We start from the raw sequence: 26342 nt of genomic DNA on the forward strand, positions 1-26342 counted from the left end.
GGATGCACCAACAATTACAGAACATCATTGAGACGGCTTTCGAGCGCCGTGCTGAAATCACTCCGGCAAACACAGACACCGTCACGCGTGAAGCCGTCAATCAGGCTATCAACCTGCTGGATAGCGGCGCTCTGCGCGTTGCAGAGAAAATCGATGGCCAGTGGGTTACCCATCAGTGGCTGAAGAAAGCCGTACTGCTCTCTTTCCGTATTAACGATAACCAACTTATCGAAGGCGGAGAAACACGCTTTTTCGACAAAGTACCTATGAAATTCGCTGACTATGATGAAGCGCGTTTCCAGCGTGAAGGCGTGCGCGTTGCACCACCAGCCAGCGTACGTCGCGGTGCTTATATCGCACGTAACACCGTGCTGATGCCGTCTTACGTCAACATCGGCGCTTACGTTGATGAAGGCACTATGGTCGATACGTGGGTAACCGTAGGTTCCTGTGCTCAGATCGGTAAAAATGTTCACCTGTCCGGCGGCGTCGGCATCGGTGGTGTTCTGGAGCCATTACAGGCTAACCCAACCATCATCGAAGATAACTGCTTCATCGGTGCGCGTTCTGAAGTTGTGGAAGGCGTTGTCGTTGAGGAAGGTTCCGTCATCTCCATGGGCGTGTTCATCAGCCAAAGCACCCGTATTTACGATCGTGAAACCGGTGAAATCCACTATGGCCGCGTCCCAGCTGGCTCCGTTGTGGTTTCCGGCAACCTGCCGTCCAAAGATGGCAGCCACAGCCTGTACTGTGCAATCATTGTGAAGAAAGTGGATGCGAAAACCCGCGCTAAAGTGGGAATCAATGAGTTATTACGCTCCATCGACTAAACTAGAAACGGCGGGTTAATCACCCGCCGTTTTTTTATGCTCGAACGATAAGTTATTTATATGTTCCCTAAATACTTCGGTATGGCGGGTATAAACAGCGTAGGTTCTCGCTGGCATGATAATCAGGACTATCTAAAAAACCGAGAAGGTGACGCTATGTATGACAATCTAAAAAGCCTGGGCATTACCAATCCCGATGATATCGATCGCTATAGCCTACGTCAGGAAGCAAACAACGACATCCTGAAGATCTATTTTCGTAAAGATAAGGGCGAGTTTTTCGCTAAAAGCGTGAAGTTCAAGTATCCGCGTCAGCGCAAAACCATCGTCGCAGATAACTCTGGACAGGGCTACAAAGAGATCAACGAGATCAGCCCAAATCTGCGCTATGTGATTGATGAATTAGACAAGATTTGCCAGCAGGAACAGGTTGAAGTCGATCTGAAACGCAAAATCCTTGACGATCTGCGTCATCTGGAAAGCGTCGTTTCCAACAAAATTACCGAAATCGAAGCGGATTTAGAGAAGCTGACCAAGAATCGCTAAGGCGATGATCTCCACAGGCCGCAAACGAAAACGGGAGCACACAGGCTCCCGTTTGTCATTTCAGCACGGCATCACTGTGCGTCAACTAAATCCGCCCATGCTTCAACCCACGGGCATGAAATCACTTCCGGTTCTGGATGCTCGACGGCATCAACCTCCAAAACATCACCCAGGCGCTTAGCACCAATTTCCTGCAACAGCGCATCGAACAGATGACCACCCGCGCAGAAATTCGGGTAACTGCTGTCACCCAGCGCAATCACGCCATAGCGCAGCGCAGGCTGGTAACCACCTTTGTCACGCAGTGCGGCGTAAAGCGGAACAATAGAATCAGGCAACTGGCCTTGTCCCGTCGTCGACGTGACAACTAAAACCGTCTGCTCGCGGTAGTCCAGCCAGGATTCCAGCGTCGCATCTTCAAAGACCTTAACCTCGTGCCCACGATCTCTGAGAATATTTTCGGCTTCTTCGGCCACCAGCAATGCATTCCCGTAGACCGTACCAACAAAAATACCAATCTGCGCCATGCTTCTGACTCCCTTTTTAATTCGATATATGTAATACAAAAATAAGACGGTGGTAATAAGACCGCTATTACTCGACGAAATGCTCGCTATCCTGACCTGAGTCGGCAGGAAACTCAACCCCTTCAAACTCAGGGAGAATCCCCTGCCAGCCAAACTGAGTCATCACCCCCTGCCACGGCGCATCCCAACGCGCCTGCAACGTCAATGGCTGCCCGCTCACCGGATGATTCAGCTGCAACTCGCTGGCATGCAGCATGAGCCTGCCGCAGGAGAAATGCGATTCCATACCGCGATTGTGTCGCAAGTCGCCGTGCGCGGTATCGCCGATAATCGGATGGTGGATATGTGACATATGGCGGCGGAGCTGGTGTTTGCGCCCGGTCTGCGGCTTCAGCTCCATCAGACTGTAGCGTGCCGTTGGGTAACGGCCGATGGCAACCGGCATCTCGACCTGCGCCAAGGAACGGTAATGCGTGACAGCAGGCTGCGGGGCCTTATCAGGATTGGTAAACTTGTCGGCGATCTTGTCCAACTCTTCGGTGAGCGCATAATCGATCACGCCATCGTCCAGCACATAGCCCCGCACAACGGCATGATACATTTTCTGCATCTGATGCGATTCAAACTGCTGGGATAACGCACGCGCGACCTCACTGGACAACGCGAGCAGCAACACGCCGGATGTCGGCCTGTCGAGACGATGAACGGTATACACGTGCTGGCCGATCTGATCGCGCACGGTCTGCATCACCACGACTTTTTCTTTGCGATCCAGCCAGCTACGATGAACTAACCAGCCGCTGGGTTTATTGACGGCAACCAGATGCTCATCCTGATAAATAATCTCAAGCATCGTGCGCGGCGCCATCCTGTGCATCCGGGCGGAACAGCTCATCAAGCAGCCCGATACGCAACAGAACCGCCGCCGTCTCTTCTGGTAACCCTTCCAGCGCTTCTTCAAAATAAGGCAGCAAAACCAGCTCAGCGGGCAGTGCTAGCTCGCTGTCCAATAAGGCATGCATGCGCGGCAAAAAGACCCACTGCAACCACTCTTCGGGTTTCATGGTATCGAGGCTGAAGGGCTCCGTGCTGTTAAACGCTTCCTCTTCCGGCGGAACAACCTGCCAGAAAGGGCTTTCCCGCAACGCGCGCTCAATATCGAATAATGACTGACGAACCTGGTTCTCTCTACTCATGCGGTTTCTCGCCCTTGACGCCAACAGTAATGGCGGCAAAGCATAGCACTGATATCAACCTGACCCAATCGCCAGTGAAAAGACACCTCGGCTACTCACTCCCCCCAGGCACATTCTACATCTCTTGCTCAAACAGCGTGCAAAATCCCTCTAAATTGGAGAAAAGTTGCTGCGTTCGTTCCTGACCCAGCGCTCCAAAAGCCCGCTCACTTAATATCTGCGATTGCGTCAAAATCGGTTGAGTGCGCTTTTTCCCCAGCTCCGTCAGCGTCAAGATCTTTTCCCGCTTGTCATGTTCGCTTTCGGTGATATCAATCAGCCCTTGTTCTTTGAATAACTTGCAGATGCTAAACACGGTTTGTTTAGGCAGGCTCCATCGCTCACAAATATATTTTTGCGTGCATTTTCCATCTGGAGATACCGCCAAAGAGTGCAGCACCGCAAAGGCGTTTTGATTAAAGCCTAACTTCTTCATCCACTGCTGAAACAAGTTATCAAGGTGATTGAGTTGTCTGCCTAACTCATCTAATCGATGCATATGAAATATCCTACAAATGGGCTAATCGCTTAAAATCGCCAGGGTAATAAAATCCACTCACTGCATTATCTACCCAACATATTTCGGGTGACAGAGGCATTGATAGAATTACCCGTCCCATCCATAGGCTTTGCGCTATTGGGAACGACAACCGCTCGACTCAGCGTTGCCACTTCCCCAGTCACTGATACTTGCCAGCTTCCGAGGAAGTCATTCGGCGACGGCCTTCCATGCCGCCGCACTATAGTGGATACAAATTGTATTGGATACGAACTGTATTGGGTGCGATGTACGTTAGTACACTTTTTCCCCTTTGAAATAGGTTGCCAACACCTTGGTATCTTTCAGTTTTTCCAGCCCTGCGCTGCCAACATCGGTATCCACGATAATAAAGTCGGCATTTTTCCCTTCCTCAAGACTGCCGGTTATCTCGCTAATACCAAGCTGCTTCGCGCCATTAATCGTGTAAGCCTGCAAGCTTTGGCTGAACGTCATTGCCGCCTCGGTTGGGGGGAGATAGCCAGCATTTGGCTGGCTGCGTTTGGTGGCATGATACATTTGACTGAACGGGTTCACTGCATCAAAGGTATTCGCAGGATAGTCAGAGCCGAACGTTACCGCTACGCCCTCCCGTGCCGCTTGTCCAAGCAGATATTGATGATTGTAGGCATCCTGACCAATTTTGGTTTTGGTCTCATCTTTTTCATTGACCACCGTCCAGTTTGGCGTCGTTTGCAGGAATAGATTGTCTTTCATGGCGGCAAACTTCTGTACGCCCTGCGGCTCAAACACCTGATTGTGGGCAATCACGCGAGCCAGTTGCGGATTAATTTTTTTGTTAGCCTCAAAGGCGTCTAAAATCGACTGCTGGGCTTTATCGCCTATCGCGTGTACATGCACAGAGAAGCCCGCTTTCAACGCCGCAGCGACATTGTCGTTAATCTGCTGCTGGCTTAAAAATGGCTCGACGACGTTACCGTTGGGATAAGGCTGGTACATCGCTCCAGAATCCATTTCAATCGTGCCATCCATGAATAATTTATACAGATTCATGGACAAATTACCCTGATGATATTTTTCACGCAGAGCTTTAAGGCTGGCAATATTTTGTTCAGTCGATTTGGCCGCATCATAAAAATAACCGCGCTGATAATATACCTTCAACTTTCCCTGATCGTTTAAGCGGGCAATGGCAGCCACTGTCGTGCTAAACGTATCGCCGACATCGGTAATCGCCGTAAAACCCAGCGAGTGGTAGGTCTTTAAAATCGGTTGGAGTTTCTCGGCAACGTTTTCTACCGCGTTAAATTGCTGTGCATCGACAACATTGTGCATCGCACTTTCGTGCATAAAACCGGTAGGATTGCCTTTGTTATCGCGCTCAAAATAATGCTTACCCGGAATAGGATCGGGCGTGCTTGCATCGACGTGGGCGACCTTCAGCGCAGCGCTATTCGCCCACCCCGCATGCATACCGCTGTCATAGACCACGATCGGAACGCTCTCAGACACCGAGTCTAAATCAGCGGCAGTCGGTACCCCCCCTGACGGCAACCCCAGCGAGGCAACATTAAATCCTTGCGCCAACAAATAATTAGCTTTCGGGTGTGCAACCAAATACGCTTTTAATTGGCTAAGAATCTGTGGCAGGGTTGCTGCGCCGTCAACATACACAAAATCACCCGCTTCCATCACGGCGACCGTTGCTGGATGGGCGTGACTTTCAATAAAGCCAGGCAGTACCGTTTTTCCTTCTAAATCAACCAACTCGGTAGCCGTTGCTTTGAATGGCTTTGCCCCATCATTTCCACCGACGTAGACAATTTTGCCCTGATCCACCACCAGAACGGACGCCGTTGGCTGCCGATCGTTAACGGTATAAATCCGTGCATTTTCATAGACGGTGTGTGCGAAAGCGTGGCTGGTAAACAGGCCAAGTGTGACTGACAGCATTTTTACATTGAATTTCATCACTGCGTTTTCCTTTGCTAAATAGTCCGATAATTTACTAAAAAGCTAATTTAGTAAATTTTCAGACTAAGTGCAAATTATGAACGCTGATTCAACGTCAATATTCAGCGATGACTTAGGTATTACGTTTTGCGCATTGCTGATTCGCTAGCGCGACATCCCTGCGTTCAGGGGAAAGGCGCTTGTAGTACAGGAAAAAATAATACAGGCAAAAAATTGGGGGTACTGATTGCTCAGTACCCCCGGTTCGTTTTATAGCTATCCCGCTACACATTTGCATCCCTGCTCATCCGTGAAAACTTTTCCTTTTTGGTCGTCCTAACCCACAATCCTTGCTGGCGTCCCACTTTCTTCCTGACGTTTCCATCCTGTATCTTCCGTGATTCAATCCCTTTAGGCTCCTGCCCCACCGATATTCCTAATCGGCTCTCGGTCTCCTTCCTGGAGGTGTCCCTGATTTCATCCTGAAACCATGTTTCTTCCTGAAAACTGTTCTTCTTCCTGAAAACAACGCTTCTTCCTGAAGCGACTGTTTCTTCCTAAAACAGTGTTTATCCTTAAAACAGCGTTTCTTCCTAAAACAATGCCTCTTCCTGAAACAATGTTTCTTCCTGAAAATAACCCGAGTGCAGTAACGTTATTTTGTTACCTATAGTAACGGTTACACACACTGTAACCGGTTACTAACTTAAGTAATAAGATGTATTAATTGTCAGCTTTCAGCAAGGGGTAATTGACAGTGTTTCTCAACGCCCCTTAAGTGACCCTACAGATTTTTGTTATAATTAACTAATTAATAATGAAAAAATAAAAATGAAACATATTTTCAACATTAAAGATAAGACATTTCTTACAGAGAATGTAAGAGATCTCTCACAAGGCAGAAAGTGAAATTCGATTAACCATTAGACCGCTAATGGATTAAGGCCAGAAAGAAACGCCGCTAGCGTTGGTGCTAAGGTCTGACGTTTTTTGGTGCCGAATTCTTCCAGGATGATTTCCCCGGAAACATTACACAGCGACACCATTGTCAGCTCTGAATCGGTCGTTGCTAAAAACAGCGTCGGCGTGAGCTTAAGGCGCTTCTGCGTTAATAAATGACCAATCAGATTCTCCTGCATCCGGGTGAAATCCTCTTCGCTCCACACCTGCAACAGCTGGCACGATAGCGAATCAAACTGCGCCGTCATATCCCCGGCATACTGCGCGGTGTAAAAAGCATGAATATCAGGATGCAGGCTGATTTCCAGCGCACGTTCCACACCATCCAATGCGGCTGAAGGCACAAAAGGCTGCGGCAACCAGTAAACCGTATCGTCATGATTTTCGATAATACACGGGGAAGGTATACCGTAAAGTGCTTCACTGGCGGGCAAATTCCCCTTTTCCTGCTGCCAGCAGGCAACATAGCGCTGGGTAAACGCCGTCAGCGCTGAAACAACCTCATGCTCCATAATTTTTCTCATCACTCTTTTAGTCAGGTTACACTATTCGCTATCACGCTTATCACATCAAGGTAACAGCATGTCCGTCTATGACAAGCATCAGGCCCTAAGCGGGCTGACACTGGGCAAACCCACCCCCTATCATGACCGCTATGATGCCGCACTTCTGCAACCCGTGCCACGTAGCCTGAACCGCGATCCACTCGGCATTTATCCTGACAGCCTGCCTTTTCATGGCGCGGATATCTGGACGCTCTATGAGCTTTCCTGGCTGAACAATCGCGGCGTGCCTCAGGTGGCCGTTGGTGAAATGCATCTCAATGCGGAAAGCCTGAATCTGATTGAATCAAAAAGTTTTAAGCTGTATCTGAACAGCTTTAATCAGACGGCATTCGACAGTTGGGAAAGCGTACGCGCAACGTTAGCCAAGGATCTGGCGCATTGCGCACAGGGGGATGTCAGCATCACGCTTTTCAAACTCAGCGAGCTTGAAGGCCAGCCGATAGCGGGATTCACAGGTGAGTGCATCGACGACCAGGACATTCAGATCGACAGCTACGACTTCAACGCCGACTATCTGGCGCACAACGAACAGGACGCGCCTGTCGTTGAAGAAACGCTGGTCAGCCACCTGCTGAAATCCAACTGTTTGATCACCCATCAGCCTGACTGGGGCTCGGTACAGATTCAGTACTGCGGCAAGCGCATCAACCGTGAAGCGCTGCTGCGCTACATTGTCTCGTTTCGTCATCATAACGAATTTCACGAACAGTGTGTGGAACGAATTTTTAACGACATCATGCGCTACTACCAGCCGGAAAAACTCAGCGTGTATGCCCGCTATACCCGCCGCGGCGGGCTGGACATCAATCCATGGCGCAGCAATACCCCGTTTAACGCGCCAAATGGACGCCTGCCGCGCCAGTAACCGACCGATAAATCGCAGGCTTGCACGGTAATATGCGTAGCGTCACGCAAGTTAGGCAGCAGACTTCTGCCAACATTGGAAAAAATGATGGCAGCGCGTTAAGGTGGTGTGCCAGACAACAAAAGATCCATAACGTCTGAACGGTGCTCAAGTAGGTTTCATTTAGGCCGCGATATTTAACGCATGCGCGTTCCGTATGGTGTCTAAAATGAATGACATTCGTGCCGTGCTGCTGAAACGTCGAGCGTGTAACAACGGAACGTGCTCTCGGCAGCCAGCATGGCATCGCGAATTATATTGCGTTTCAAGGAGCAAAATTGATTACACATATCAGCCCATTGGGATCGATGGATTTGTTATCGCAGTTGGAAGTGGACATGCTGAAAAGCACAGCCAGCAGCGATCTCTACCGTTTGTTTCGCAACTGTTCCCTCGCCGTACTGAATTCCGGTAGCCAGACAGATAACAGCAAAGAGCTGCTGTCTCGTTATGAAGATTTTGATATCAACGTGCTGCGCCGCGAGCGCGGCGTCAAACTGGAGTTGGTGAACCCGCCGGAAGACGCCTTCGTCGACGGCAACATCATTCGAGCCTTGCAGGCTAACCTGTTCGCCGTATTGCGCGACATTCTGTTCGTCAATGGCCAAATTGCCAGCGCGGGCCGCTATCAGAACCTGAATCTGGAAAATTCCGCCCATATTACCAATCTGGTGTTCTCTATCCTGCGTAATGCCAGAGCGCTCCACGTCGGGGAAGAGCCAAACATGGTGGTTTGCTGGGGCGGTCACTCGATTAATGAAATCGAATACCAGTACGGCCGCAAGGTAGGCAGTCAGCTCGGCCTGCGTGAACTGAATATCTGTACGGGCTGCGGTCCGGGCGCGATGGAAGCGCCAATGAAAGGTGCCGCCGTCGGTCACGCGCAGCAGCGCTATAAAGAAGGACGCTTCATCGGTATGACTGAACCGTCCATCATTGCCGCTGAACCACCGAATCCGCTGGTCAATGAACTGATTATCATGCCGGATATCGAAAAGCGTCTGGAAGCCTTTGTCCGTATCGGACATGGCATCATTATTTTCCCCGGCGGGGTCGGAACGGCGGAAGAGTTCCTCTATCTGCTGGGCATTATGATGAACCCGGAGAACAGCGAGCAGGTGCTGCCGATTATCCTGACCGGGCCGGAGGAAAGTGCAGACTATTTCCGCGTGCTGGACGAATTCATTGTTAGCACGCTGGGCCGTCAGGCGCGTCGTTACTACTCGATCATCATTAATGATGCCGCAGAAGTCGCCCGTCAGATGAAGAAAGCGATGCCGCAGGTGAAAGAAAGCCGACGCCACACGGGCGATGCCTACAGCTTTAACTGGTCATTGCGCATCGCACCCGATCTGCAACTGCCTTTTGAGCCGACACATGAAAATATGGCCGATCTCAACCTGCACCCTAATCAGCCCGCTGAAGAGTTGGCTGCCGCGCTGCGTCGGGCGTTCTCCGGCATTGTGGCTGGTAATGTGAAGGAAGTCGGTATTCAGGCGATTGAGCAACGTGGGCCGTACAAAATTCACGGCGACCCGCAGATGATGAAAAGCATGGATACGCTGCTACAGGGCTTTGTCGCACAGCAGCGCATGAAGCTGCCCGGCAGTGCCTATATCCCCTGCTACGAAATCTGCTCCTAACGGTTTACCGCTCGATCGTACCTCTGTGGGGAAGTCTGGCTTCCCCCTCTTATCACATCAGGAATTACGCGATGCCCGTCCATTTGCTGATTGTCGACGCGCTCAATCTGATACGTCGCATTCATGCGGTACAAGGTTCGCCTTGTATCACAGCATGCCAACATGCGCTGCATCAACTCATCCAAAACAGTCAGCCTACGCATGCTGTCGCCGTCTTTGATGATGAAGATCGCGATACCAGCTGGCGCCACCAACTCTTGCCGGACTACAAGGCAGGACGCACGCCAATGCCGGATAATCTGAAGCAGGAACTCCCGCAGATTAAAGCAGCATTTGCCGCCGTTGGCGTAGCAAGCTGGCATAGCTCCGGCAATGAAGCCGACGATCTGGCGGCTACGCTGGCCGCCAAGCTGTCATCCGCAGGTCATCAGGCAACGATCGTGTCGACTGACAAAGGGTATTGCCAGCTACTGGCACCATACATTCAGATCCGAGATTACTTTCAGAAACGCTGGCTGGATCTACCGTTTATCGAACAGGAATTTGGTGTGTCACCGCAGCAGCTTACGGACTACTGGGGGCTGGCAGGCATTAGCAGCAGTAAGATTCCGGGCGTCGCAGGAATCGGCCCTAAAAGTGCCACACAGCTTTTGCAACAGGCAGGGAGTCTGGAGGCGTTGTATCAGCAATTGGATACCGTACCGGAGAAGTGGCGTAAGAAGCTGGAGCAGCATAAAGAAATGGCGCTGATCAGTCGTCAGGTTGCGACACTGCGCACCGATTTAACGCTTAATGGCAATCTTCAACAGTTGAGGCTGCCGGTGCAGAATAGCGCTCAGCCGCATTCTCACTAGCAGATAAATACGGATGCGTACCTGAGTGACCTCAGATACGCACCAGCTCGAGACTATCGCTCGTCGCGACGGCCGGGCACCGCGCTCCAGAAACGACGAACATGCACGGTGATTTCCTCACGGTCATGGTACAAATGCTTGGCATGCACTTCAGCATTAACGCCATTTTCGCTCAGGCGCTCACGCAGCACGGCCAGATTCTGCGATACCTCTTCATAGCGCTTCTTCATCGGCAACTTCAGGTTGAATATCGCTTCACGACACCAGCCCTTGATCAGCCAATCACTCATCAGGCTGGTGACTTTCGCCGGTTTCTCCACCATATCGCACACCAGCCAATACACGTTATTACGCGGTACTTCGAAGCGGAAACCATCCGCCTGATGGTGCATCACCTGTCCGGTATCCATCAGGCTCGGTGCCATTGGGCCGTTGTCTACCGCATAAACCATCATGCTGCGTTTAACCAGTTGGTAAGTCCAGCCGCCGGGGCAGGCACCTAAATCCACCGCGTACATGCCGCTGCCCAGACGCTCATCCCACTCGTCGGCAGGAATAAAGACGTGAAACGCTTCTTCCAGCTTCAGTGTCGAGCGGCTTGGTGCATCAGAAGGGAATTTGAGGCGTGGGATCCCCATATAAAACGGTGAATTGTTATTGCTATAAGAGTAACCGGCATAGCAGCAGCCGGGCGCAATGAACAGCACATGGAGCACCGGGCGATCCGCTTTTTCATAGCCCAGCAGAATTTTGTGCTCGCGCAATGCCGCGCGCAGCGGCACGGTAAATTTGCGGCAGAACTTCATCAGCTCTTTGCTTTCATTGGTGTCGGGAACTTCAACGCGCAGCTCTCCCGCACGTTCAATCGCTCCCGTCAGCATACCAACGATGGGCGTGATACGATCTTCTGGCGGCAGGTCGCGTAGCAGTTCACCGCTCACGAACATCTGGCGCGCAAAAATCAGCTCATGAAACGGCAGCGTTTTGACCAGACGTTCGGCATCTTCATGCTGATAGCATTCAAATACGACGTAGCCGCTGTTCTCTTTAACCCGCGCGAAGCCGAAAGCATTATGCTGCGTGGCTTTTTCCGTTATTTCCGCCGCACACTCTTTCTCAAACCCAGGGCGGCAATACAAAATGACTTTATTCATGGCGTTCAGCCTTTCTCTTCAGACGCAGTGCGCCAATCAATATTAATATCCACCCCACCAGAAAACAGGCTCCGCCAATCGGCGTCACATAAACCCACAGTTTCAGATGAGAAAGCGCCAGACAGTACAAACTTCCGCTGAAGAGTACCGTTCCCAACGCCAGAAAAACGCTGCTCCAGTAAAACCACAGATTGGTTCGCTGTTGCATCGCAACCGCTAGCGCCAAAATCGCCAGCGTGTGAAATGCCTGATATTCAAGGCCGGTTTTCAACCAGCCCAGCTCCGTTGCGCCCAGCGTTTTGCTGAGAACATGAGAGCCAAACGCGCCCAGCGCGACAAAAGTGAAGCCGCTGATAGCAGCAAACACCAGCATGAAACGACTATTCATCGTATTTACCTATAATCGTTGTTGCCTATCATCGTAGCGACCAGCATGGTTTATCTACGTGAGTTATTCGGTTAATCAGCCAGCAACACGGCTTCAGCGCGTGCCGTTGTCATAGCGGAAGCGAAATTTTTCCTGTTCGCTGGCTGCCCGCGCCAGAATCCAATGGCGAAAGGCGGCTATTTTACCCAGTTCTGCCTGACTGTCATGACATACCAGATAAAAAGCATTCCGGCTGACCAACACATCATTAAACGGGCACACCAGTCGCCCCGCTTCGATTTCCGTCTGCGCCATCACATTATTTGCCAGTGCGACGCCCTGCCCGTGAATCGCCGCCTGCAACACCATCGCGCTGTGGCTGAAAATCGGTCCTTGCTGCACGTTAATCTGCACGCCAAGCTGGCGCGTATAGGACAGCCAGTCACGACGCGACGCATCGTGCAGCAGCGTATGTGCACCCAGATCGTCCGGCGTTTTTAACGGATGATTCCCCGTCAGCAACACTGGCGAACAAACCGGCAACAGATATTCGGCGTACAGCTTTTCTACCCGCAGCCCCGGCCAGTTTCCCCGACCGTAGAAAATCGCGACATCCACATCATCCGCCAGACGATCTTCATCGCGATCCACCGCCTGAATACGCACATCAATCCCCGGATAGTCGGAGTTAAAACTCGAAAGGCGCGGCACCAGCCAATGAATGGCAAAGCTGGGCAGCAGGCTGACCGTTAACGCGCCTTTGGCGCTGCGGGATTGCAGCTTACGGGTTGCCTCATTCAAAGAGGAGAAGATCTCTTTGATATCAAGATAATAACTTTGCCCTTCTTCCGTCAGTAGCAGGGAGCGATTACGACGGCGGAATAATTTAAGCCCCAGGAAATCTTCCAGTGACTTAATCTGGTGGCTGACGGCAGCCTGCGTAACAAACAGTTCTTCTGCCGCTTTGGTAAAACTTAAATGGCGGGCCGCCGCATCAAAAACGCGCAATGCGTTGAGCGGAGGGAGACGTTTTGACATGAATGAAATCTTTTGGTTTACGCTAAATCAGCGATTTATCAGGCACATTCGTACCCAATAACGCTTAAGCTGCAGAAAAGCGACAATCGGAAATCGCCCCAGCCGATCCGCTGTCTACACGATCAAAATAATCGACAGCGACCAACCTCTCCACAACGAAAAGATGATGGGTACATATATTAGTTTTTGTAATCCGAGACATTATAATTTGTCCGTTGAGGATGTACCAGCAAATACCTATATTAGCGCAACTTCCTGGGCCGGAACGAAAAGTGCGGAGGGGTGACCTGAGGTGCTTTTGGCTTGTGGTTGTGATGTTGTGTTTGCTATTTGTTTGTCTGCCTTTTGCAGATGTGGTAGCGAGTCTACCCTATTCACTTCCTGTACACTTACCCTGTCTGTCCAAAGTGATTTTTTGTGTAGCACCGCAAATTGCGGTGCTTTTTTTTGCTTACGATTCACGCCTGAATGCCATGGCACGCTGATCTAGCATCTGGCACAGCTTAACAGGCAACGTGTGATGATAGGCAAACGGTACTATTTCCCTTTCGCCATTTCTTTCACATTATCACGGTTAATTTGCTGCTGCTGACCGTAGGCATCGGTATAGCTGATCATACCCGTCTCATCATCCACCTTCGGTTTCCCCTCTGCGACGATGGTACGCCCGTCATTGGTATGCATGACGTAATTACTGGAACAGGCTGCCAGAGAAAACGCCATCACGATAGCGGCAAAAATAGAGATTTTATTCTTCATAGTTAACCCTCAATGTATTTAAATGTTTTCTAGTTAACCTTATTCATCAGGAAATCCTGAAAATTAACACTTTAAAGCGTAGCAATAGTTGCTTTTTTTTCCATAAAATCGCATTAGGCATAGTCCTAAACTTGTCTCTCTCGACAAAATGGGACAGGATCTGCCCTCCAAAAGAGGATGCTCATGACACCGTTTAACCCCGCCACCTTTCGCCAACAGTTCCCCGCTCTCCAGCATTCGACTGTCTATCTTGATAGCGCCGCGACCGCACTGAAGCCGCAACCCGTCATCGATGCAGTACAGGCGTTCTATGGTAGCGAGAGTGGTACGGTGCATCGCAGCCAGCATCGCGGCGCGCAGGCGTTAACCCAGCGTTTTGAAGGCGCTCGTGAGCAAGTCGCTACGTTACTCCATGCAGACGACCCGCGTTCCATTGTCTGGACCAGAGGCACGACGGAAGCGATCAATCTGGTCGCGCAAAGCTATGCACGCCCTCGCCTTCAACCGGGCGACGAGATCGTCGTGAGCGAAGCGGAACATCACGCTAACCTCATTCCGTGGCTGATGGTGGCGCAGCAAACGGGCGCGAATATCGTGAAGTTACCGATAGGCGCGGACTGGTTACCGGATATCGAACAGCTCGCCACGCTGATCACGCCAAAAACCCGCCTGCTGGCGCTGGGACAGATGTCAAACGTGACAGGCGGCCAGCCCGATCTGGCGCGTGCGATTGCACTGGCTCACCGCTATGGTGCAGTCGTGATGGTTGACGGCGCGCAGGGCATCGTTCATTGCCCACCTGATGTGCAGGCACTGGATATCGATTTCTACGCATTTTCCGGACACAAGCTTTATGGCCCAACCGGGATTGGCGTGCTGTACGGCAAAACCGCCTTGCTGGAAAGCATGCTGCCATGGCAAGGCGGCGGGAAGATGATGACGCAGGTGTCCTTTGACGATTTCAAACCGCAGGCGATTCCACAGCGCTTTGAAGCGGGAACGCCGCACATTGCTGGCGTGCTTGGCCTGTCTGCGGCACTCGACTGGCTGAGCACGCTGGATTGGCACGCCGCAGAGCAGCATAGCCAGCAGTTAGCGCAGCTTGCCGAAACGTATTTAGCGCAGTTCCCCGGCTTTCGCAGCTTCCGTAGCCCACATTCCAGCGTGCTGTCCTTTGATATTGCCGATGTGCACCACAGCGATCTGGTTACGCTGCTAGCCGAAAGCGGCATCGCACTGCGCGCCGGACATCACTGTGCGCAGCCATTAATGGACGCGCTCGGTGTCAGCGGTACGCTCCGCGCCTCGTTTGCCCCGTATAACAACCAACAAGATGTTGCTGCGCTGATCGCCGCAGTGGGCAACGCCCTTGAATTACTGATCGACTAAACCATGACCCAGATAACTGACACCCCGCATCCTTTTGGCCACCACACCACTGTCGCCGACCTGCTGGCGCGCTTCGATGCCTGCCGCGCATGGGAAGATCGCTATCGGCAGCTCATTTTGCTGGCAAAGGCGTTGCCAACGTTGCCAGACGAGCTAAAAACCGAGGAGATTTCATTATCCGGCTGTGAAAATCGCGTCTGGCTGGGTTATCAACGTCAGGAAGACGGCAGGCTGCACTTTTACGGAGACAGCGACGGGCGCATTGTGCGGGGATTACTGGCGGTCTTGTTAACCGCCGTAGAGGGGGAAACGCCAGAAGCGCTATTGCAGCAGGATCCGCTGGCGCTGTTCGATAAGCTGGGGCTTCGCGCACAGCTCAGCGCTTCGCGTTCAAGCGGACTGGCGGCGCTGGCCGCCAGAATCAAGGAGATTGCTGAACAAGAGGCTGCGGACCAATAGCGGTATTCGCGCTATTTATTTCTGCGGCGCAGACGCTCTTTCCCTTTTCGCTATCATCTTCTTCAGCGCATGAGATACCGCTACAAACCCAAAGGTTGCGGTGACCATCGTCGCAGCACCAAAGCCTGACGCACAATCCATACGCATCACCCCATCAGCCGTACTACGCGACGCGCAAACGGAACCGTCAGGCTGCGGATACACCAGCGGCTCACTGGAAAACACACAGTCGATGCCCAGCTTTCCTTTGCTGTTCTTCACCACGTTAAAATCGTGCTTTAACCGCTCACGCAGCTTGGCGGCTAGCGGATCCTGAATCGTTTTCGCCAGATCGACGACTTCAATACGGGTCGGATCGATCTGCCCGCCCGCACCACCGGTTGTCACCACCGGGATCTTATAGCGGCGGCAGTAGGAGAGCAGCGCTGCCTTCGGGCGCACGCTGTCGATAGCGTCAATCACATAGCTGAAGTTCTGGTCGAGCAGCTCGGCCACGTTTTCCGCGCTAATAAAATCATCCACGCAGGTGACACGACATTCCGGGTTGATCGCCAAAATACGTTCGGCCATCACTTCTGTCTTCGACTGTCCGGTGTGCTGACGCAGCGCGTGAATCTGACGGTTGGTGTTACTGACACACACATCATCCATATCGATCAGCGTGATCGCGCCGATGCCGGTACGTGCCAGCGCCTCAGCCGCCCAGGAGCCAACGCCACCAATACCAATCACGCAAACGTGAGCCTGAGAAAACAGCGCCAGCGCCTGTTGACCATATAACCGCGCGGTACCGCCGAAGCGTTGCAAATAGGCTTCGGATAATTGCGTACTCATTCAACCAACCTTACGAAAACAAAATCACAGGAAAATAAAACCGCGAGAAAAAGCGGCTCAGGATAGCGCTAAACCCGTACGACATCCACCAGACAGCTCATGGCGTTCGGTCCCTGCGTCAGCGGCGACGTGCCGATATCCAGCGTCAGTACATTCGCATTTCCTGATTGTTCAACCGGATGCCACGTTTTCTGGCCGAAGCCGGGCTCAAACCAGGCACCGGTGGACATAATCACCACGCCCGGCGTGACGCCGTCGGTAATCTGTACGCCCGCCAGAATGCGGCCACGTGCATTTCTGACTTCCACCTGCGAGCGATCGACGATATCCCGCGCAGCCGCGTCCTGCGGGTGCATATAAAGCGTCTCTTTTCCTGCGGTCTTATTCGCGGCAACCTGCGGTGTAGCGGCCAACTGGCTGTGCAAACGATCGGACGGCTGAATGGAAATAAAATGCAGCGGCCACTCTTCCGTGCTTTTGGCACCCAGCCATTCAACGGGAGGCTGCCATTCAGGATGCGGCGCAAAATCCGCATAGCCATAGCTAGCGATGGCAGAGCTAAACAGTTCAATTTTACCGCTTGGCGTACTCAGCGCATGCTGCTGTGGATCGCAGCGGAAATCCTCAAAGAACACAAACGGCTTTTCATCCATCGGGATTTCTACATGTCCCTGCTGCCAGAAATCTTCAAATGACGGCCAACGGTCAGCGGCATCTCGCTGCCTTGAGCGGCATTCATCATAAAGGTGTTCCAGCCACTGCTGCTCGCTGCGATTTTGTGTGAAGACGTCGCCATAACCCAGACGTTCCGCCAATTCGCTGAAAATATCCACGTCATTACGCGCCTGATGCTGCGGCGCAATCGCCTGATGCATGGCAAAGATAAAGCGATCGCGGGATGAGCCGCCGATATCATTACGCTCTAGTGTCGTGGTGACAGGCAGCACGATATCCGCCATCTGCGCCGCTGGCGTCCAGACGATATCCTGCACAATCACCGTATCCGGCTTGCGCCAGCCGTCCACCAAACGGTTCAACTGCTGGTGATGATGAAACGGGTTACCGCCCGCCCAATGAATCAGATGAATATCGGGATAAGTATGGGTTTCGCCCTGAAAGGTATAAGGCGTTCCCGGATGCAGTAGCATATCGGCGATACGCGCCACGGGGATCGCCTTCCCTGCGTTCGGGGTTGATGGAGACGCTGGCGCAGGCGTTGAAATACGCTCGTTGCCGACGCTGTTCATCGAACCGTGGCCGAAGGAGAATCCGCCGCCCGGTAATCCCACCTGTCCCAGCATGGAAGACAGCGCAATCATCATCCAGTAAGGCTGTTCGCCACGATGGGCGCGCTGCACGGAGTAAGAGCAGGTAATGAAGCTGCGTACGCCAATCAGCTGCTGCGCCAGACGCCGGATACGCTCGGCGGGAATGCCCGTGATATCGCTGGCCCATTCGGGGGTTTTCACCACGCCGTCGCCGCGACCGTGCAAATAGTCACTCAGCTGTTCATAACCGACGCAGTAGCGTTGCAGGAAATCCTTATCGTCAGCGCCCAAACGCTGAATCTCATAGCCCAGTGCCAGCATCAAGGCGACATCGGTATTCGGACGGATAGGAATCCACTCGGCATTCACAAATTCAGGGCAGTCATCGCGCATCGGGCTGATGTTGATGACCGGAATTCCTTTCGCCACCAGCGCTTCCAGCGCGGGCTTAAGCGTGTGGTGCCCGGCCCCACCGGATGCCACCTGTGCGTTTTTCAGCGCCAGACCGCCAAACGCGAGGAAAATATCACAATGCTCGGCGACGCTGCGCCACTCGGTGACCTTGCCCGTCAGCGGATGAAAGGTGCCAATCACGTACGGCAGGAAGAACTGCGCCGCACCCCAGCTGTAATTTCCCTGCTGATCGACCGCGCCACCGCCGGAGAAATAGAAGCGTCGCACCTGAGAACGCGCATGGTGATAGCGCCCAGCAGACGACCAGCCGTAAGAACCGGCAAACATGCCATCCGCACCGTAGCGATCGCGGATACGGCGATTCTCCTGCGCAACGAGATCGAGCGCGACGTCCCAATCCACTTCAACAAAATCTTCCCGACCACGCAGCGTTCTGTCGCTGTTTTCGCGTTTCTGAAGCCAGGAGCGACGCACCGAAGGCCGACGGATACGTCGGTCGGAATACACCAGCGGCACGATGGAATCGAGCATGGCGGACGGTGCCGGATCGTCGGCAAATGGCTCGCAGCGAATCAGCTTGCCGTCTTCAACCACAGCGGTAAACGCACCCCAGTGCGCAAGATGTGGATAACGTTTAATCGCCATGACAACCTCAGAGAAGAATCAATTTTGTTGATAATTAACCAGCAGTGAAGAACCTGAACTGTTCGTCGGGCTGCTTTGCGCGTTCTTCAACACCCAGACCCGGCCATAGTGGTTATAGAAACCCGCCGAGTGCCCTGCATCCGGCCCAATGCCCTGATACATATCGAAGTGCTGGCCTTTAATCGCCCCACCGACATCCAGCGCAATCATCAGGCGCATTTCATACTTGCCAGTGAATTTTCCAACGTTATCCAGCAGCGGCACTTCCATTAACAGAGCCGTACCTGCCGGAATCAGCGAACGGTCAGAGGCGACGGAGGCTTTCGCCACCAGCGGCACCGCGCTTGCGCCTTTGACGGGCGCAGACATCATTGGCTTAAAGAACACAAAGGAAGGATTCTGCTCAAACAGTTCACGCACTTCATACTCGGTGTGCTGCTCCGCCCACTTGCGGATAGCCTGCATCGACATCTCTTCACGCGGCACTTCACCACGATCGATCAGCACCTTACCAATACTGCGGTAAGCGTGGCCGTTTTTGCCCGCATAGCCGAAGAACGTCAGCGGGCGTCCATCGCCAAAATCAATATAGGCGCTGCCCTGCACTTCCATCATGAAGTTATCAACCAGCGAATTGGTCCAGGCGAGAACCAGTCGCTCATCCAGCGCGCCTGAATAAATTCCGGCACGATCTGGCAGTCGGCGGTTCTTTTTGCCCTTTGACGGCATAGCATATAAAGGATGACGGAATTCGCCCTGACGGGTATGACGCGCCTGCAACACCGGCGTGTAGTAACCGGTAAACTGCACGTTACCAAAGTTATCAACGCCTTCCATCTGCCAGGCGTTCAGACCAAATTTGCTCAGTTCGCGGGTATCGGCACCGGACATCATCCAGTTTTCAATCGCCTGAAAGGTCGTATTATTGCGCGAGTACAGACTAGGTGACGCCGATCGAATTTCAGAGACCTGGGTCATGAAATCCCGTGCGTTGACCGGTTTTCCTTTGGCATTAGGTTCATTCACCAATTCCAGAGGCTGGTTGAGGTGACCATCCTTATATTGCTGCCCGCGATCGGTTGGCCTGGATTGGCACCCCGCCAGAATGGCAATGACCACTGCGGTCAGCACGTATTTTCCCCACCGTCCCTTCATCTTTGCGCTCGCTTTTTACATCAAAAAATTTACCGTCGAACGATAACAAACGGCTATCGAGAAAGGAATGGGACAGCATATAAATCCACGGTTCGAGCGTATGCCGTTCGGCACACCGCGTAACAAAAGCCAGGATTTCTGCTTATCGCCACGCCGCGGTCACAAAACAACCCATTAGGCGGTAAATCAATCACCTGACAACCCAATACCGCGTTTTTTTATAGAAATAGGTTGCATCAATGCTCATGGAGAGTATAGTGCGCATCCACGGACGCGGGGTGGAGCAGCCTGGTAGCTCGTCGGGCTCATAACCCGAAGGTCGTCGGTTCAAATCCGGCCCCCGCAACCAATTGATGTGAGTCGTCCATCAAGAGATGTGAAAGCAGTAGAGATAAGTCAGTACGGACGCGGGGTGGAGCAGCCTGGTAGCTCGTCGGGCTCATAACCCGAAGGTCGTCGGTTCGAATCCGGCCCCCGCAACCAATTGATGTGAGTAGTCCATCAAGAGATGTGAAAGCAGTAAAAATAAGTCATTACGGACGCGGGGTGGAGCAGCCTGGTAGCTCGTCGGGCTCATAACCCGAAGGTCGTCGGTTCGAATCCGGCCCCCGCAACCAATTAAAGTTCTTTAAATTAAGAACTGCGCGATAAAGCACCTTAACGGGTGCTTTTTTGTTTTCTGCACTACCAATTTTCGCTGCATTTTCTACGAACATCCTGTTTCTACGTACCATGCCCCAGATATCTTCCCTCTGAACCGCGCCAGCTAGGCGCGGTCATCGCACGAGCTACATCGATAACATCAACTACCGCTCAGCCTGACTGGCAAAATAGGCTTTAATTCCTGCAAAAATGGATTCGGCAATCTGCTGCTGGAAATGGCTGGTGCGCAGCTTTCGTTCTTCTTCCAGATTGCTGATAAATGCCGTCTCAACCAGAACAGACGGAATATCCGGCGCTTTCAATACCGCAAACCCGGCCTGATCGACGCTGTTTTTATGCAGACGATTCACCCTGCCCAAGCGGGTCAGGATCTCTTTACCAAACTTCAGGCTATCGCCAATCGTTACGGTCTGCACCAGATCGAACATGGTGTGATCCAGATAGCGATCGCCACTCATGCTCACGCCACCGATCAAATCCGATTCGTTCTGGGTCTCTGCCAAAAATCTGGCAGCGGTGCTGGTTGCCCCTTTTTTCGAGAGGGCAAAAACCGACGATCCTCTTGCCGCTCGATTGGTAAACGCATCCGCATGAATCGAAATGAACAGATCGGCACGCTGCTTGCGCGCTTTCGCCACCCGTACGCGCAGCGGAATGAACACATCTTCATTACGCGTCATATAGGCTTTCATGTTGGATTCATTGTCGATCAGCTTACGCAAGCGGCGAGCGATTTGTAGCACGATATCTTTCTCGCGCGTTTTATTCTTCCCAATCGCACCGGGATCTTCGCCGCCATGACCGGGATCGAGCATAATAATCAGCGGACGATCACGCCCCGCTTTCCCGGCTTTCGGCGCTTCTGCTGGCAGCGTACGTTCCAGATCGCCTTTGTTGTAATCCTCCAGCAGAGCCAGAAGCGGATCGTCTTCGTTGTCGTAGCGCCCTGCGGCGGGATACAAATCTAGCACCAGTCGGTGCTTGAATTCCGCTACTGGCTCCAGCGTAAAGACTTTGGTCGTCGCCTGCTGCTTGAGCTCCAACACCAGGCGCACCGTGGTTTTATCAAACTGGCCGATACGCGCTTCTTTAATCAGCGGGTCGTTATCTGACTTAAACTGGCTGGCTATCTCCTTCAGTACGCTGTTCAGATGAACATTTTCAATATCCACCACGATGCGTTCAGGATTACTCAGACTAAACTGTTTATATTTCAGCGGGTGATTGGATTCCAGCGTGACGCGGGTATAGGCGGAGGACGGCCAGACGCGCACGGCCACGACCTGCGTCGTCGCAGCTATTCCTACACCACTTACGCTTAACAGCCAGGTTGCTGCTGCGCTTTGTAATAGACGCCGTCGAGTCAGATGATGATTCGAATGAGACATGCCGCTCCGATCTGATTGCTGTGCGCTATCCTGCATTGTTGTGTTGAGAATGCACGAGATAGGCCATTAAAAAATGAATAAAGGTAAAAATTGTCAAAAACTTTAACGAATCTGCTCCACGCTGTCATGCAAAAATCCTGTGCAGGCCTTATAACAGGCGGATATCATAAATTTGAAGCATTAACACTCGCTTTTCTGGTTAATACTTCCTCTTGCCTTTTACGTCATAAAGAATAAAAATACAGAAATTACGAATAAAAATGCAAAGAGGGCTCACAGTGAAGGAACGGAGTACAGAACTGGTTCAGGGCTTCCGCCATTCAGTTCCCTATATCAATGCCCACCGTGGTAAAACGTTTGTCATCATGTTAGGTGGCGAAGCCATTGAACATGCCAACTTCTCTAGCATCGTAAATGATATCGGGCTGCTACACAGCCTGGGGATCAAGCTGGTCGTCGTTTATGGCGCTCGCCCCCAGATCGATGCCAACCTGACAACGCATCACTACGAGCCTCTCTACCATAAAAATACCCGCATCACCGACAGCACCACGCTGGAACTGGTCAAGCAGGCGGCAGGAATGTTGCAGTTGGACATCACCGCCCGGCTGTCGATGAGCCTGAACAACACGCCGTTGCAAGGTGCCCACATTAATGTCGTCAGCGGTAACTTTATTATCGCGCAGCCGCTTGGCGTGGATGACGGTGTGGACTACTGCCACAGCGGCCGTATTCGCCGCATTGATGAAGAAGCCGTTCACCGCCAGTTGAATAGCGGTGCAATTGTGCTGCTCGGCCCGGTTGCGGTTTCAGTCACCGGTGAAAGTTTCAATTTAACCTCGGAAGAGGTCGCGACCCAGCTCGCTATTAAGCTGAAAGCGGAAAAGATGATCGGTTTCTGCTCCTCGCAGGGCGTGACCAATGCAGAAGGCAACATCATTTCCGAACTGTTCCCCGACGATGCGCAGCAGCGTATTGATGCTCTGGAACAGGCTGGTGATTACCATTCAGGTACGGTCCGATTCCTGCGCGGCGCGGTCAAAGCCTGCCGCAGCGGCGTACGCCGTAGCCACCTGATCAGCTATCAGGACGACGGCGCGCTGCTGCAAGAGCTGTTCTCACGCGACGGCATCGGTACGCAGATCGTGATGGAAAGCGCCGAGCAGGTCCGCCGTGCAACCATCAATGATATTGGCGGTATTCTTGAACTGATTCGCCCGCTGGAAGAGCAAGGTATTCTGGTCAGACGCTCGCGTGAGCAGTTGGAAATGGAAATCGACAAATTCACCGTCGTGGTACGCGATAACCTGACTATCGCCTGCGCCGCACTTTATCCGTTCCCGGAAGAAAGCATCGGCGAAATGGCCTGCGTCGCGGTTCACCCGGATTACCGCAGTTCATCACGCGGCGATATGCTGTTACTGCGCGTTGCTGCTCAGGCACGTCAGCAGGGTCTGAAAAAACTATTCGTGCTGACGACGCACAGTATCCACTGGTTCCAGGAGCGCGGCTTTTTACCCGCCGAAGTGGAAATGCTGCCGAAGAAAAAGCAGGCGCTGTATAACTACCAGCGTCGCTCGAAGATTCTGGTGCTGGATCTCTGAGTTATTCCGCTCGATAACGCTTCTCGTGGCCGATCGTAAAATCGGCCACGTTGTTTTCATTCGCTCACGACGTTTTCATCCGCTTATGGCTGTTTGCCAAACTCACAGCTTAGTGTTGTCCACTTCCTTGCCTGTTCACTCAGCGTAAATCCTAACCCCAGACGATCGGATACCCACATGCGCCCATCGCGCAGCTCTAGCTGCTCGTTGAAGAGCGGATTCAGCCACTCAAAGTGTTCCAGCCAGGGTTCAATCGGATAGGCCGCCGCCAGATGCAAGTGCACTTCCATCGCAAAATGCGGTGCCAGTTTACGACCGTGTTTCGCGGCCAAGTCCATGATTTTCAGGAAAGGCGAAATTCCCCCCACGCGCGGTGCATCCGGCTGGACGAAATCACTGGCGTTACCGAGGATCAGCTGTTCATGCTCGCGGAAGCTGGTCAGCATCTCGCCAGTCGCAATCGGCGTATCCAGCGCCGCCGTCAGCGCCGCATGACCTTCCACATCGTAGGCATCTAGCGGTTCTTCAATCCAGATCAGGTTAAAGGCTTCCATCTTTCTGCCCATCCGAATCGCCGTTTCACGATCCCACTGCTGATTGGCATCCACCATCAGCGGGAAGTCATCTCCCAGCGCTTCACGCACCGCCGTGAGGCGACGGATATCCTCCGCCGTATTCGGCTGGCCGACTTTCAGTTTGATCCCGCCGATACCGCTTTCACGGGAGATCACGACATTTTTTAATACCTGATCCAATGGCGTATGCAGGAAGCCGCCGGAGGTGTTGTAACACTGTACAGAATCACGGTGTGAGCCCAGCAGCTTCGACAGAGGCAGACCTGCACGTTTGGCTTTCATATCCCACAGCGCGATGTCGAGCGGAGAAATCGCCTGCACCGCCATCCCACTGCGGCCAACCGATGCGCCAGCCCATAGCAGCTTGGTATAGATCTTATCGATATCGTTTGGATCTTCGCCCAGCAGATTATCGGCAATCTCTTTCGCGTGGGCATAAATTCCTTGTCCGCCCGCCCGCTTGGAGTAACTGAACCCGACCCCTTCAAACCCATCACGACTGCGGATTTCCGCAAAAATAATGGCGACTTCGGTTAGCGGTTTCTGCCTGCCGGTCAGTACTTTCGCATCACTCACCGGCGTTGCCAGCGGCAAAAACGCCAGAGAGAGTTTTACCCATTCGATTCGATCGCCCGACTCGGCAGCCGTTCTGACGTTCGTGACTTTTGCATAGCTAACCGCTGCTGAATTTGCACTGATGGTCATGTCTCACCTCGTAAAATGATTGCGCTAACATTCATAAACAGAAGGAAGATAGCGATAAATGAAGAAAAAACATGCAACTCAGATCACATAATAATCATTATCACGATAAAACTGTTCATCGAGAGACAAAATTAATGATTGCGCAATCACCAAAAAAAGTAAGAGGATACAGCGGGAATACAGCCCAGCCAGCCCGAAAAAGCGAGACAATCCGGCAGGTTGTCAGAAACACAGGCGACTGGTAAACCGATGTGCCATCAACGATAATCCAGCGACATGTGAATGTGCGCGCAGCCTCAGAAGGGAACCCGTGATTGAAACGCGATAAGAACGCCAGCAGCATGCCGCCACGTGCTCCCACGCTTGAAGATGTGGCGCGTGCCGCAGGCATTTCGCCCATGACCGTCAGCCGCGCGTTGAACAATCCGAAGATTGTTCGTGCAGAAACCGTGAATAAGGTGATGGAAGCGGTACGCGCTACGGGCTATATCCCTAATATGTTAGCGGGTGGACTCGCCTCCCGACGCAGTAAGCTGATTGCTGTCGTGGTGCCGCAAATCAATAACAACATGTTCGTTGATACCGTTCAGGCGATCAGCGATGAGCTGGCCGCACGCGGTTACCACATGCTGCTGTGCGTCGCTGGCTATACCAATGAATCCGAGGCAGAGATTGTCGCTACCCTGCTTTCTCGTCGCCCGGACGGCATCGTTCTCACCGGTATTCACCACACGCCCGAGCTCAAACGTCTTCTGCTCAACGCCACGATCCCCGTCGTCGAAATCTGGGATCTCACCCCGACACCGCTCGATATGCTGGTCGGTTTTTCTCATGAAAGCATCGGGAACGCCATCGGGCATTATTTGCTGGGTAAAGGACATTCGCGCTTCGGTCTGGTGTGGACTGAAGACGCACGTGCCGGGCTGCGTAAGAAAGGGATTTACGACGTCATACAAAAACAGCCAAATGGTTATGTACGTGAGGCCATCGCCCCGTGGCCTGCGACGCTGGCGCTAGGGCGACAAGGGCTGAGCGATCTGCTCGCCGGTGGCGAGGATTTTGATGCCATTATTTGCAGTTCCGATACGCTGGCGCAGGGGGTGATGATCGAAGCCGCCGCCAGAGGATTAGCCGTACCGAAGCAACTGGCCGTCATGGGATTTGGCGATCTCGATTTCGCTGCACACAGCACACCGACCATTACCACGGTCAGAGTCGATCGCTGGAAGATCGGCACCGACGCGGCGGCAATGCTGGCAGAAAAAATTGAGGGGAAAAGCGTGCCCTCCCCCATCATGGATATCGGTTTTTCACTGATTGAACGCGAATCCGCCTGACGTTCTATTCATTTGACGTTCTAACCACCTGACGTTCTATCCGCCACACGTCAAACTTCATGTACGCTGGC

24 protein-coding genes and 3 tRNA genes are annotated in these 26342 nt (G+C 52.6%); 12 read left to right on the top strand and 15 right to left on the bottom strand.

The window, feature by feature from the left end:
- Positions 1–2: 2 nt before the first annotated feature.
- On the top strand, positions 3–830 hold the full coding sequence (gene dapD, locus H4F65_RS08935) for a 2,3,4,5-tetrahydropyridine-2,6-dicarboxylate N-succinyltransferase (RefSeq protein ID WP_010284812.1): 828 nt from the start codon (positions 3–5) through the stop codon (positions 828–830).
- A 156-nt stretch (positions 831–986) separates the two neighbouring features.
- The gene (locus H4F65_RS08940; protein WP_010284811.1) at positions 987–1376 is read left to right on the top strand and encodes a DUF3461 family protein; all 390 of its coding nucleotides are present in this window, start codon (positions 987–989) and stop codon (positions 1374–1376) included.
- A 71-nt stretch (positions 1377–1447) separates the two neighbouring features.
- On the opposite strand, the gene H4F65_RS08945 is transcribed toward H4F65_RS08940, so the two are convergent.
- From H4F65_RS08945 to syd, 6 genes are all read right to left on the bottom strand, one after another.
- Positions 1448–1903, bottom strand: a complete 456-nt coding sequence (locus tag H4F65_RS08945) for a flavodoxin (protein WP_010284810.1) — start codon at positions 1901–1903, stop codon at positions 1448–1450.
- A gap of 67 nt (positions 1904–1970) precedes the next feature.
- On the bottom strand, positions 1971–2756 hold the full coding sequence (gene truC, locus H4F65_RS08950) for a tRNA pseudouridine(65) synthase TruC (RefSeq protein ID WP_010284807.1): 786 nt from the start codon (positions 2754–2756) through the stop codon (positions 1971–1973).
- Positions 2749–3099 (bottom strand): YqcC family protein, encoded by a 351-nt coding sequence (locus H4F65_RS08955; RefSeq protein ID WP_010284803.1) that lies wholly within the window; start codon positions 3097–3099, stop codon positions 2749–2751. The genes truC and H4F65_RS08955 overlap by 8 nt, the downstream gene beginning before the upstream one ends.
- Positions 3100–3214: 115 nt before the next feature.
- Positions 3215–3637, bottom strand: coding sequence for a MarR family winged helix-turn-helix transcriptional regulator (locus H4F65_RS08960; protein WP_010284800.1), 423 nt, complete (start codon positions 3635–3637; stop codon positions 3215–3217).
- Positions 3638–3931: 294 nt separating this feature from the next.
- A complete protein-coding gene (locus H4F65_RS08965) occupies positions 3932–5608 on the bottom strand; it encodes an amidohydrolase (protein ID WP_010284798.1) in 1677 nt (558 codons plus the stop codon).
- Positions 5609–6513: 905 nt separating this feature from the next.
- A complete protein-coding gene (gene syd, locus H4F65_RS08970; RefSeq protein WP_010284794.1) occupies positions 6514–7062 on the bottom strand; it encodes a SecY-interacting protein in 549 nt (182 codons plus the stop codon).
- A 70-nt stretch (positions 7063–7132) separates the two neighbouring features.
- On the opposite strand from syd, the gene queF reads away from it, so the two are divergent.
- The 3 genes from queF (at position 7133) to xni (ending at position 10517) form a co-directional block, all read left to right on the top strand.
- A complete protein-coding gene (gene queF / locus H4F65_RS08975) occupies positions 7133–7981 on the top strand; it encodes an NADPH-dependent 7-cyano-7-deazaguanine reductase QueF (protein WP_010284791.1) in 849 nt (282 codons plus the stop codon).
- Between the two features lie 317 nt (positions 7982–8298).
- The gene (ppnN, locus tag H4F65_RS08980) at positions 8299–9663 is read left to right on the top strand and encodes a nucleotide 5'-monophosphate nucleosidase PpnN (protein WP_010284789.1); all 1365 of its coding nucleotides are present in this window, start codon (positions 8299–8301) and stop codon (positions 9661–9663) included.
- 71 nt (positions 9664–9734) lie between these two features.
- On the top strand, positions 9735–10517 hold the full coding sequence (xni, locus tag H4F65_RS08985; RefSeq protein ID WP_010284786.1) for a flap endonuclease Xni: 783 nt from the start codon (positions 9735–9737) through the stop codon (positions 10515–10517).
- A 53-nt stretch (positions 10518–10570) separates the two neighbouring features.
- Here the strand turns inward: xni and rlmM are convergent, their stop codons facing one another.
- From rlmM to H4F65_RS09005, 4 genes are all read right to left on the bottom strand, one after another.
- Positions 10571–11671: a 23S rRNA (cytidine(2498)-2'-O)-methyltransferase RlmM gene (rlmM, locus tag H4F65_RS08990; RefSeq protein WP_010284783.1), complete on the bottom strand. Its 1101-nt coding sequence runs from the start codon at positions 11669–11671 to the stop codon at positions 10571–10573.
- Positions 11664–12059, bottom strand: a complete 396-nt coding sequence (locus H4F65_RS08995; RefSeq protein WP_010284780.1) for a DUF423 domain-containing protein — start codon at positions 12057–12059, stop codon at positions 11664–11666. The genes rlmM and H4F65_RS08995 overlap by 8 nt, the downstream gene beginning before the upstream one ends.
- Positions 12060–12152: 93 nt before the next feature.
- Positions 12153–13076 (bottom strand): transcriptional regulator GcvA, encoded by a 924-nt coding sequence (locus H4F65_RS09000; protein WP_010284779.1) that lies wholly within the window; start codon positions 13074–13076, stop codon positions 12153–12155.
- 537 nt (positions 13077–13613) lie between these two features.
- The gene (locus H4F65_RS09005; RefSeq protein ID WP_005975888.1) at positions 13614–13835 is read right to left on the bottom strand and encodes a YgdI/YgdR family lipoprotein; all 222 of its coding nucleotides are present in this window, start codon (positions 13833–13835) and stop codon (positions 13614–13616) included.
- A gap of 183 nt (positions 13836–14018) precedes the next feature.
- Between H4F65_RS09005 and csdA the strand changes: the two genes are divergently transcribed.
- Both csdA and csdE read left to right on the top strand, forming a co-directional pair.
- Positions 14019–15224 carry a cysteine desulfurase CsdA gene (gene csdA, locus H4F65_RS09010; RefSeq protein ID WP_010284774.1) on the top strand — a complete coding sequence of 402 codons (1206 nt, stop codon included), beginning with the start codon at positions 14019–14021 and terminating at the stop codon, positions 15222–15224.
- A gap of 3 nt (positions 15225–15227) precedes the next feature.
- A complete protein-coding gene (gene csdE, locus H4F65_RS09015; RefSeq protein WP_010284772.1) occupies positions 15228–15683 on the top strand; it encodes a cysteine desulfurase sulfur acceptor subunit CsdE in 456 nt (151 codons plus the stop codon).
- Between the two features lie 15 nt (positions 15684–15698).
- On the opposite strand, the gene tcdA is transcribed toward csdE, so the two are convergent.
- The 3 genes from tcdA to mltA all read right to left on the bottom strand — a co-directional run bounded on the left by tcdA (position 15699) and on the right by mltA (position 19999).
- On the bottom strand, positions 15699–16517 hold the full coding sequence (gene tcdA / locus H4F65_RS09020; protein WP_010284764.1) for a tRNA cyclic N6-threonylcarbamoyladenosine(37) synthase TcdA: 819 nt from the start codon (positions 16515–16517) through the stop codon (positions 15699–15701).
- Positions 16518–16585: 68 nt separating this feature from the next.
- Complete coding sequence (locus H4F65_RS09025; protein WP_039319356.1) at positions 16586–18844, bottom strand: molybdopterin-dependent oxidoreductase; 2259 nt, start codon at positions 18842–18844, stop codon at positions 16586–16588.
- An 18-nt stretch (positions 18845–18862) separates the two neighbouring features.
- A complete protein-coding gene (gene mltA, locus H4F65_RS09030) occupies positions 18863–19999 on the bottom strand; it encodes a murein transglycosylase A (protein WP_039319359.1) in 1137 nt (378 codons plus the stop codon).
- 272 nt (positions 20000–20271) lie between these two features.
- Between mltA and H4F65_RS09035 the strand changes: the two genes are divergently transcribed.
- The 3 genes from H4F65_RS09035 (at position 20272) to H4F65_RS09045 (ending at position 20616) form a co-directional block, all read left to right on the top strand.
- Positions 20272–20348: transfer RNA gene (locus H4F65_RS09035), tRNA-Met, on the top strand.
- Between the two features lie 57 nt (positions 20349–20405).
- Positions 20406–20482, top strand: a tRNA-Met gene (locus H4F65_RS09040).
- Positions 20483–20539: 57 nt separating this feature from the next.
- Positions 20540–20616 (top strand) — tRNA-Met (locus H4F65_RS09045).
- Positions 20617–20805: 189 nt separating this feature from the next.
- Here H4F65_RS09045 and amiC read toward each other — a convergent pair.
- Entirely contained in the window at positions 20806–22050 is a 1245-nt protein-coding gene (amiC, locus tag H4F65_RS09050; RefSeq protein ID WP_039312452.1) for an N-acetylmuramoyl-L-alanine amidase AmiC, read from the bottom strand.
- A gap of 260 nt (positions 22051–22310) precedes the next feature.
- Here amiC and argA point away from each other — a divergent pair, with 260 nt between their 5' ends.
- Complete coding sequence (argA, locus tag H4F65_RS09055; RefSeq protein WP_172644761.1) at positions 22311–23654, top strand: amino-acid N-acetyltransferase; 1344 nt, start codon at positions 22311–22313, stop codon at positions 23652–23654.
- An 83-nt stretch (positions 23655–23737) separates the two neighbouring features.
- Here argA and H4F65_RS09060 read toward each other — a convergent pair whose 3' ends face one another.
- Positions 23738–24934 (bottom strand): L-talarate/galactarate dehydratase, encoded by a 1197-nt coding sequence (locus H4F65_RS09060; RefSeq protein ID WP_010286465.1) that lies wholly within the window; start codon positions 24932–24934, stop codon positions 23738–23740.
- A gap of 314 nt (positions 24935–25248) precedes the next feature.
- Here H4F65_RS09060 and H4F65_RS09065 point away from each other — a divergent pair, with 314 nt between their 5' ends.
- Complete coding sequence (locus H4F65_RS09065; RefSeq protein ID WP_010286463.1) at positions 25249–26271, top strand: LacI family DNA-binding transcriptional regulator; 1023 nt, start codon at positions 25249–25251, stop codon at positions 26269–26271.
- Positions 26272–26342 lie beyond the last annotated feature (71 nt).

It is taken from the genome of Pectobacterium brasiliense (assembly GCF_016950255.1).
GTDB lineage: Bacteria > Pseudomonadota > Gammaproteobacteria > Enterobacterales > Enterobacteriaceae > Pectobacterium > Pectobacterium brasiliense.

Excerpts from the sequence above, each read along its gene's own strand:
- dapD (WP_010284812.1), top strand. The coding sequence starts at position 3 with ATGCACCAACAATTACAGAACATCATTGAGACGGCTTTCGAGCGCCGT.
- H4F65_RS08940 (WP_010284811.1), top strand. The coding sequence starts at position 987 with ATGTATGACAATCTAAAAAGCCTGGGCATTACCAATCCCGATGATATC.
- H4F65_RS08945 (WP_010284810.1), bottom strand. The coding sequence starts at position 1,903 with ATGGCGCAGATTGGTATTTTTGTTGGTACGGTCTACGGGAATGCATTG.
- truC (WP_010284807.1), bottom strand. The coding sequence starts at position 2,756 with ATGCTTGAGATTATTTATCAGGATGAGCATCTGGTTGCCGTCAATAAA.
- H4F65_RS08955 (WP_010284803.1), bottom strand. The coding sequence starts at position 3,099 with ATGAGTAGAGAGAACCAGGTTCGTCAGTCATTATTCGATATTGAGCGC.
- H4F65_RS08960 (WP_010284800.1), bottom strand. The coding sequence starts at position 3,637 with ATGCATCGATTAGATGAGTTAGGCAGACAACTCAATCACCTTGATAAC.
- H4F65_RS08965 (WP_010284798.1), bottom strand. The coding sequence starts at position 5,608 with ATGAAATTCAATGTAAAAATGCTGTCAGTCACACTTGGCCTGTTTACC.
- syd (WP_010284794.1), bottom strand. The coding sequence starts at position 7,062 with ATGGAGCATGAGGTTGTTTCAGCGCTGACGGCGTTTACCCAGCGCTAT.
- queF (WP_010284791.1), top strand. The coding sequence starts at position 7,133 with ATGTCCGTCTATGACAAGCATCAGGCCCTAAGCGGGCTGACACTGGGC.
- xni (WP_010284786.1), top strand. The coding sequence starts at position 9,735 with ATGCCCGTCCATTTGCTGATTGTCGACGCGCTCAATCTGATACGTCGC.
- rlmM (WP_010284783.1), bottom strand. The coding sequence starts at position 11,671 with ATGAATAAAGTCATTTTGTATTGCCGCCCTGGGTTTGAGAAAGAGTGT.
- H4F65_RS08995 (WP_010284780.1), bottom strand. The coding sequence starts at position 12,059 with ATGAATAGTCGTTTCATGCTGGTGTTTGCTGCTATCAGCGGCTTCACT.
- H4F65_RS09000 (WP_010284779.1), bottom strand. The coding sequence starts at position 13,076 with ATGTCAAAACGTCTCCCTCCGCTCAACGCATTGCGCGTTTTTGATGCG.
- H4F65_RS09005 (WP_005975888.1), bottom strand. The coding sequence starts at position 13,835 with ATGAAGAATAAAATCTCTATTTTTGCCGCTATCGTGATGGCGTTTTCT.
- csdA (WP_010284774.1), top strand. The coding sequence starts at position 14,019 with ATGACACCGTTTAACCCCGCCACCTTTCGCCAACAGTTCCCCGCTCTC.
- csdE (WP_010284772.1), top strand. The coding sequence starts at position 15,228 with ATGACCCAGATAACTGACACCCCGCATCCTTTTGGCCACCACACCACT.
- tcdA (WP_010284764.1), bottom strand. The coding sequence starts at position 16,517 with ATGAGTACGCAATTATCCGAAGCCTATTTGCAACGCTTCGGCGGTACC.
- H4F65_RS09025 (WP_039319356.1), bottom strand. The coding sequence starts at position 18,844 with ATGGCGATTAAACGTTATCCACATCTTGCGCACTGGGGTGCGTTTACC.
- mltA (WP_039319359.1), bottom strand. The coding sequence starts at position 19,999 with ATGAAGGGACGGTGGGGAAAATACGTGCTGACCGCAGTGGTCATTGCC.
- amiC (WP_039312452.1), bottom strand. The coding sequence starts at position 22,050 with ATGTCTCATTCGAATCATCATCTGACTCGACGGCGTCTATTACAAAGC.
- argA (WP_172644761.1), top strand. The coding sequence starts at position 22,311 with ATGCAAAGAGGGCTCACAGTGAAGGAACGGAGTACAGAACTGGTTCAG.
- H4F65_RS09060 (WP_010286465.1), bottom strand. The coding sequence starts at position 24,934 with ATGACCATCAGTGCAAATTCAGCAGCGGTTAGCTATGCAAAAGTCACG.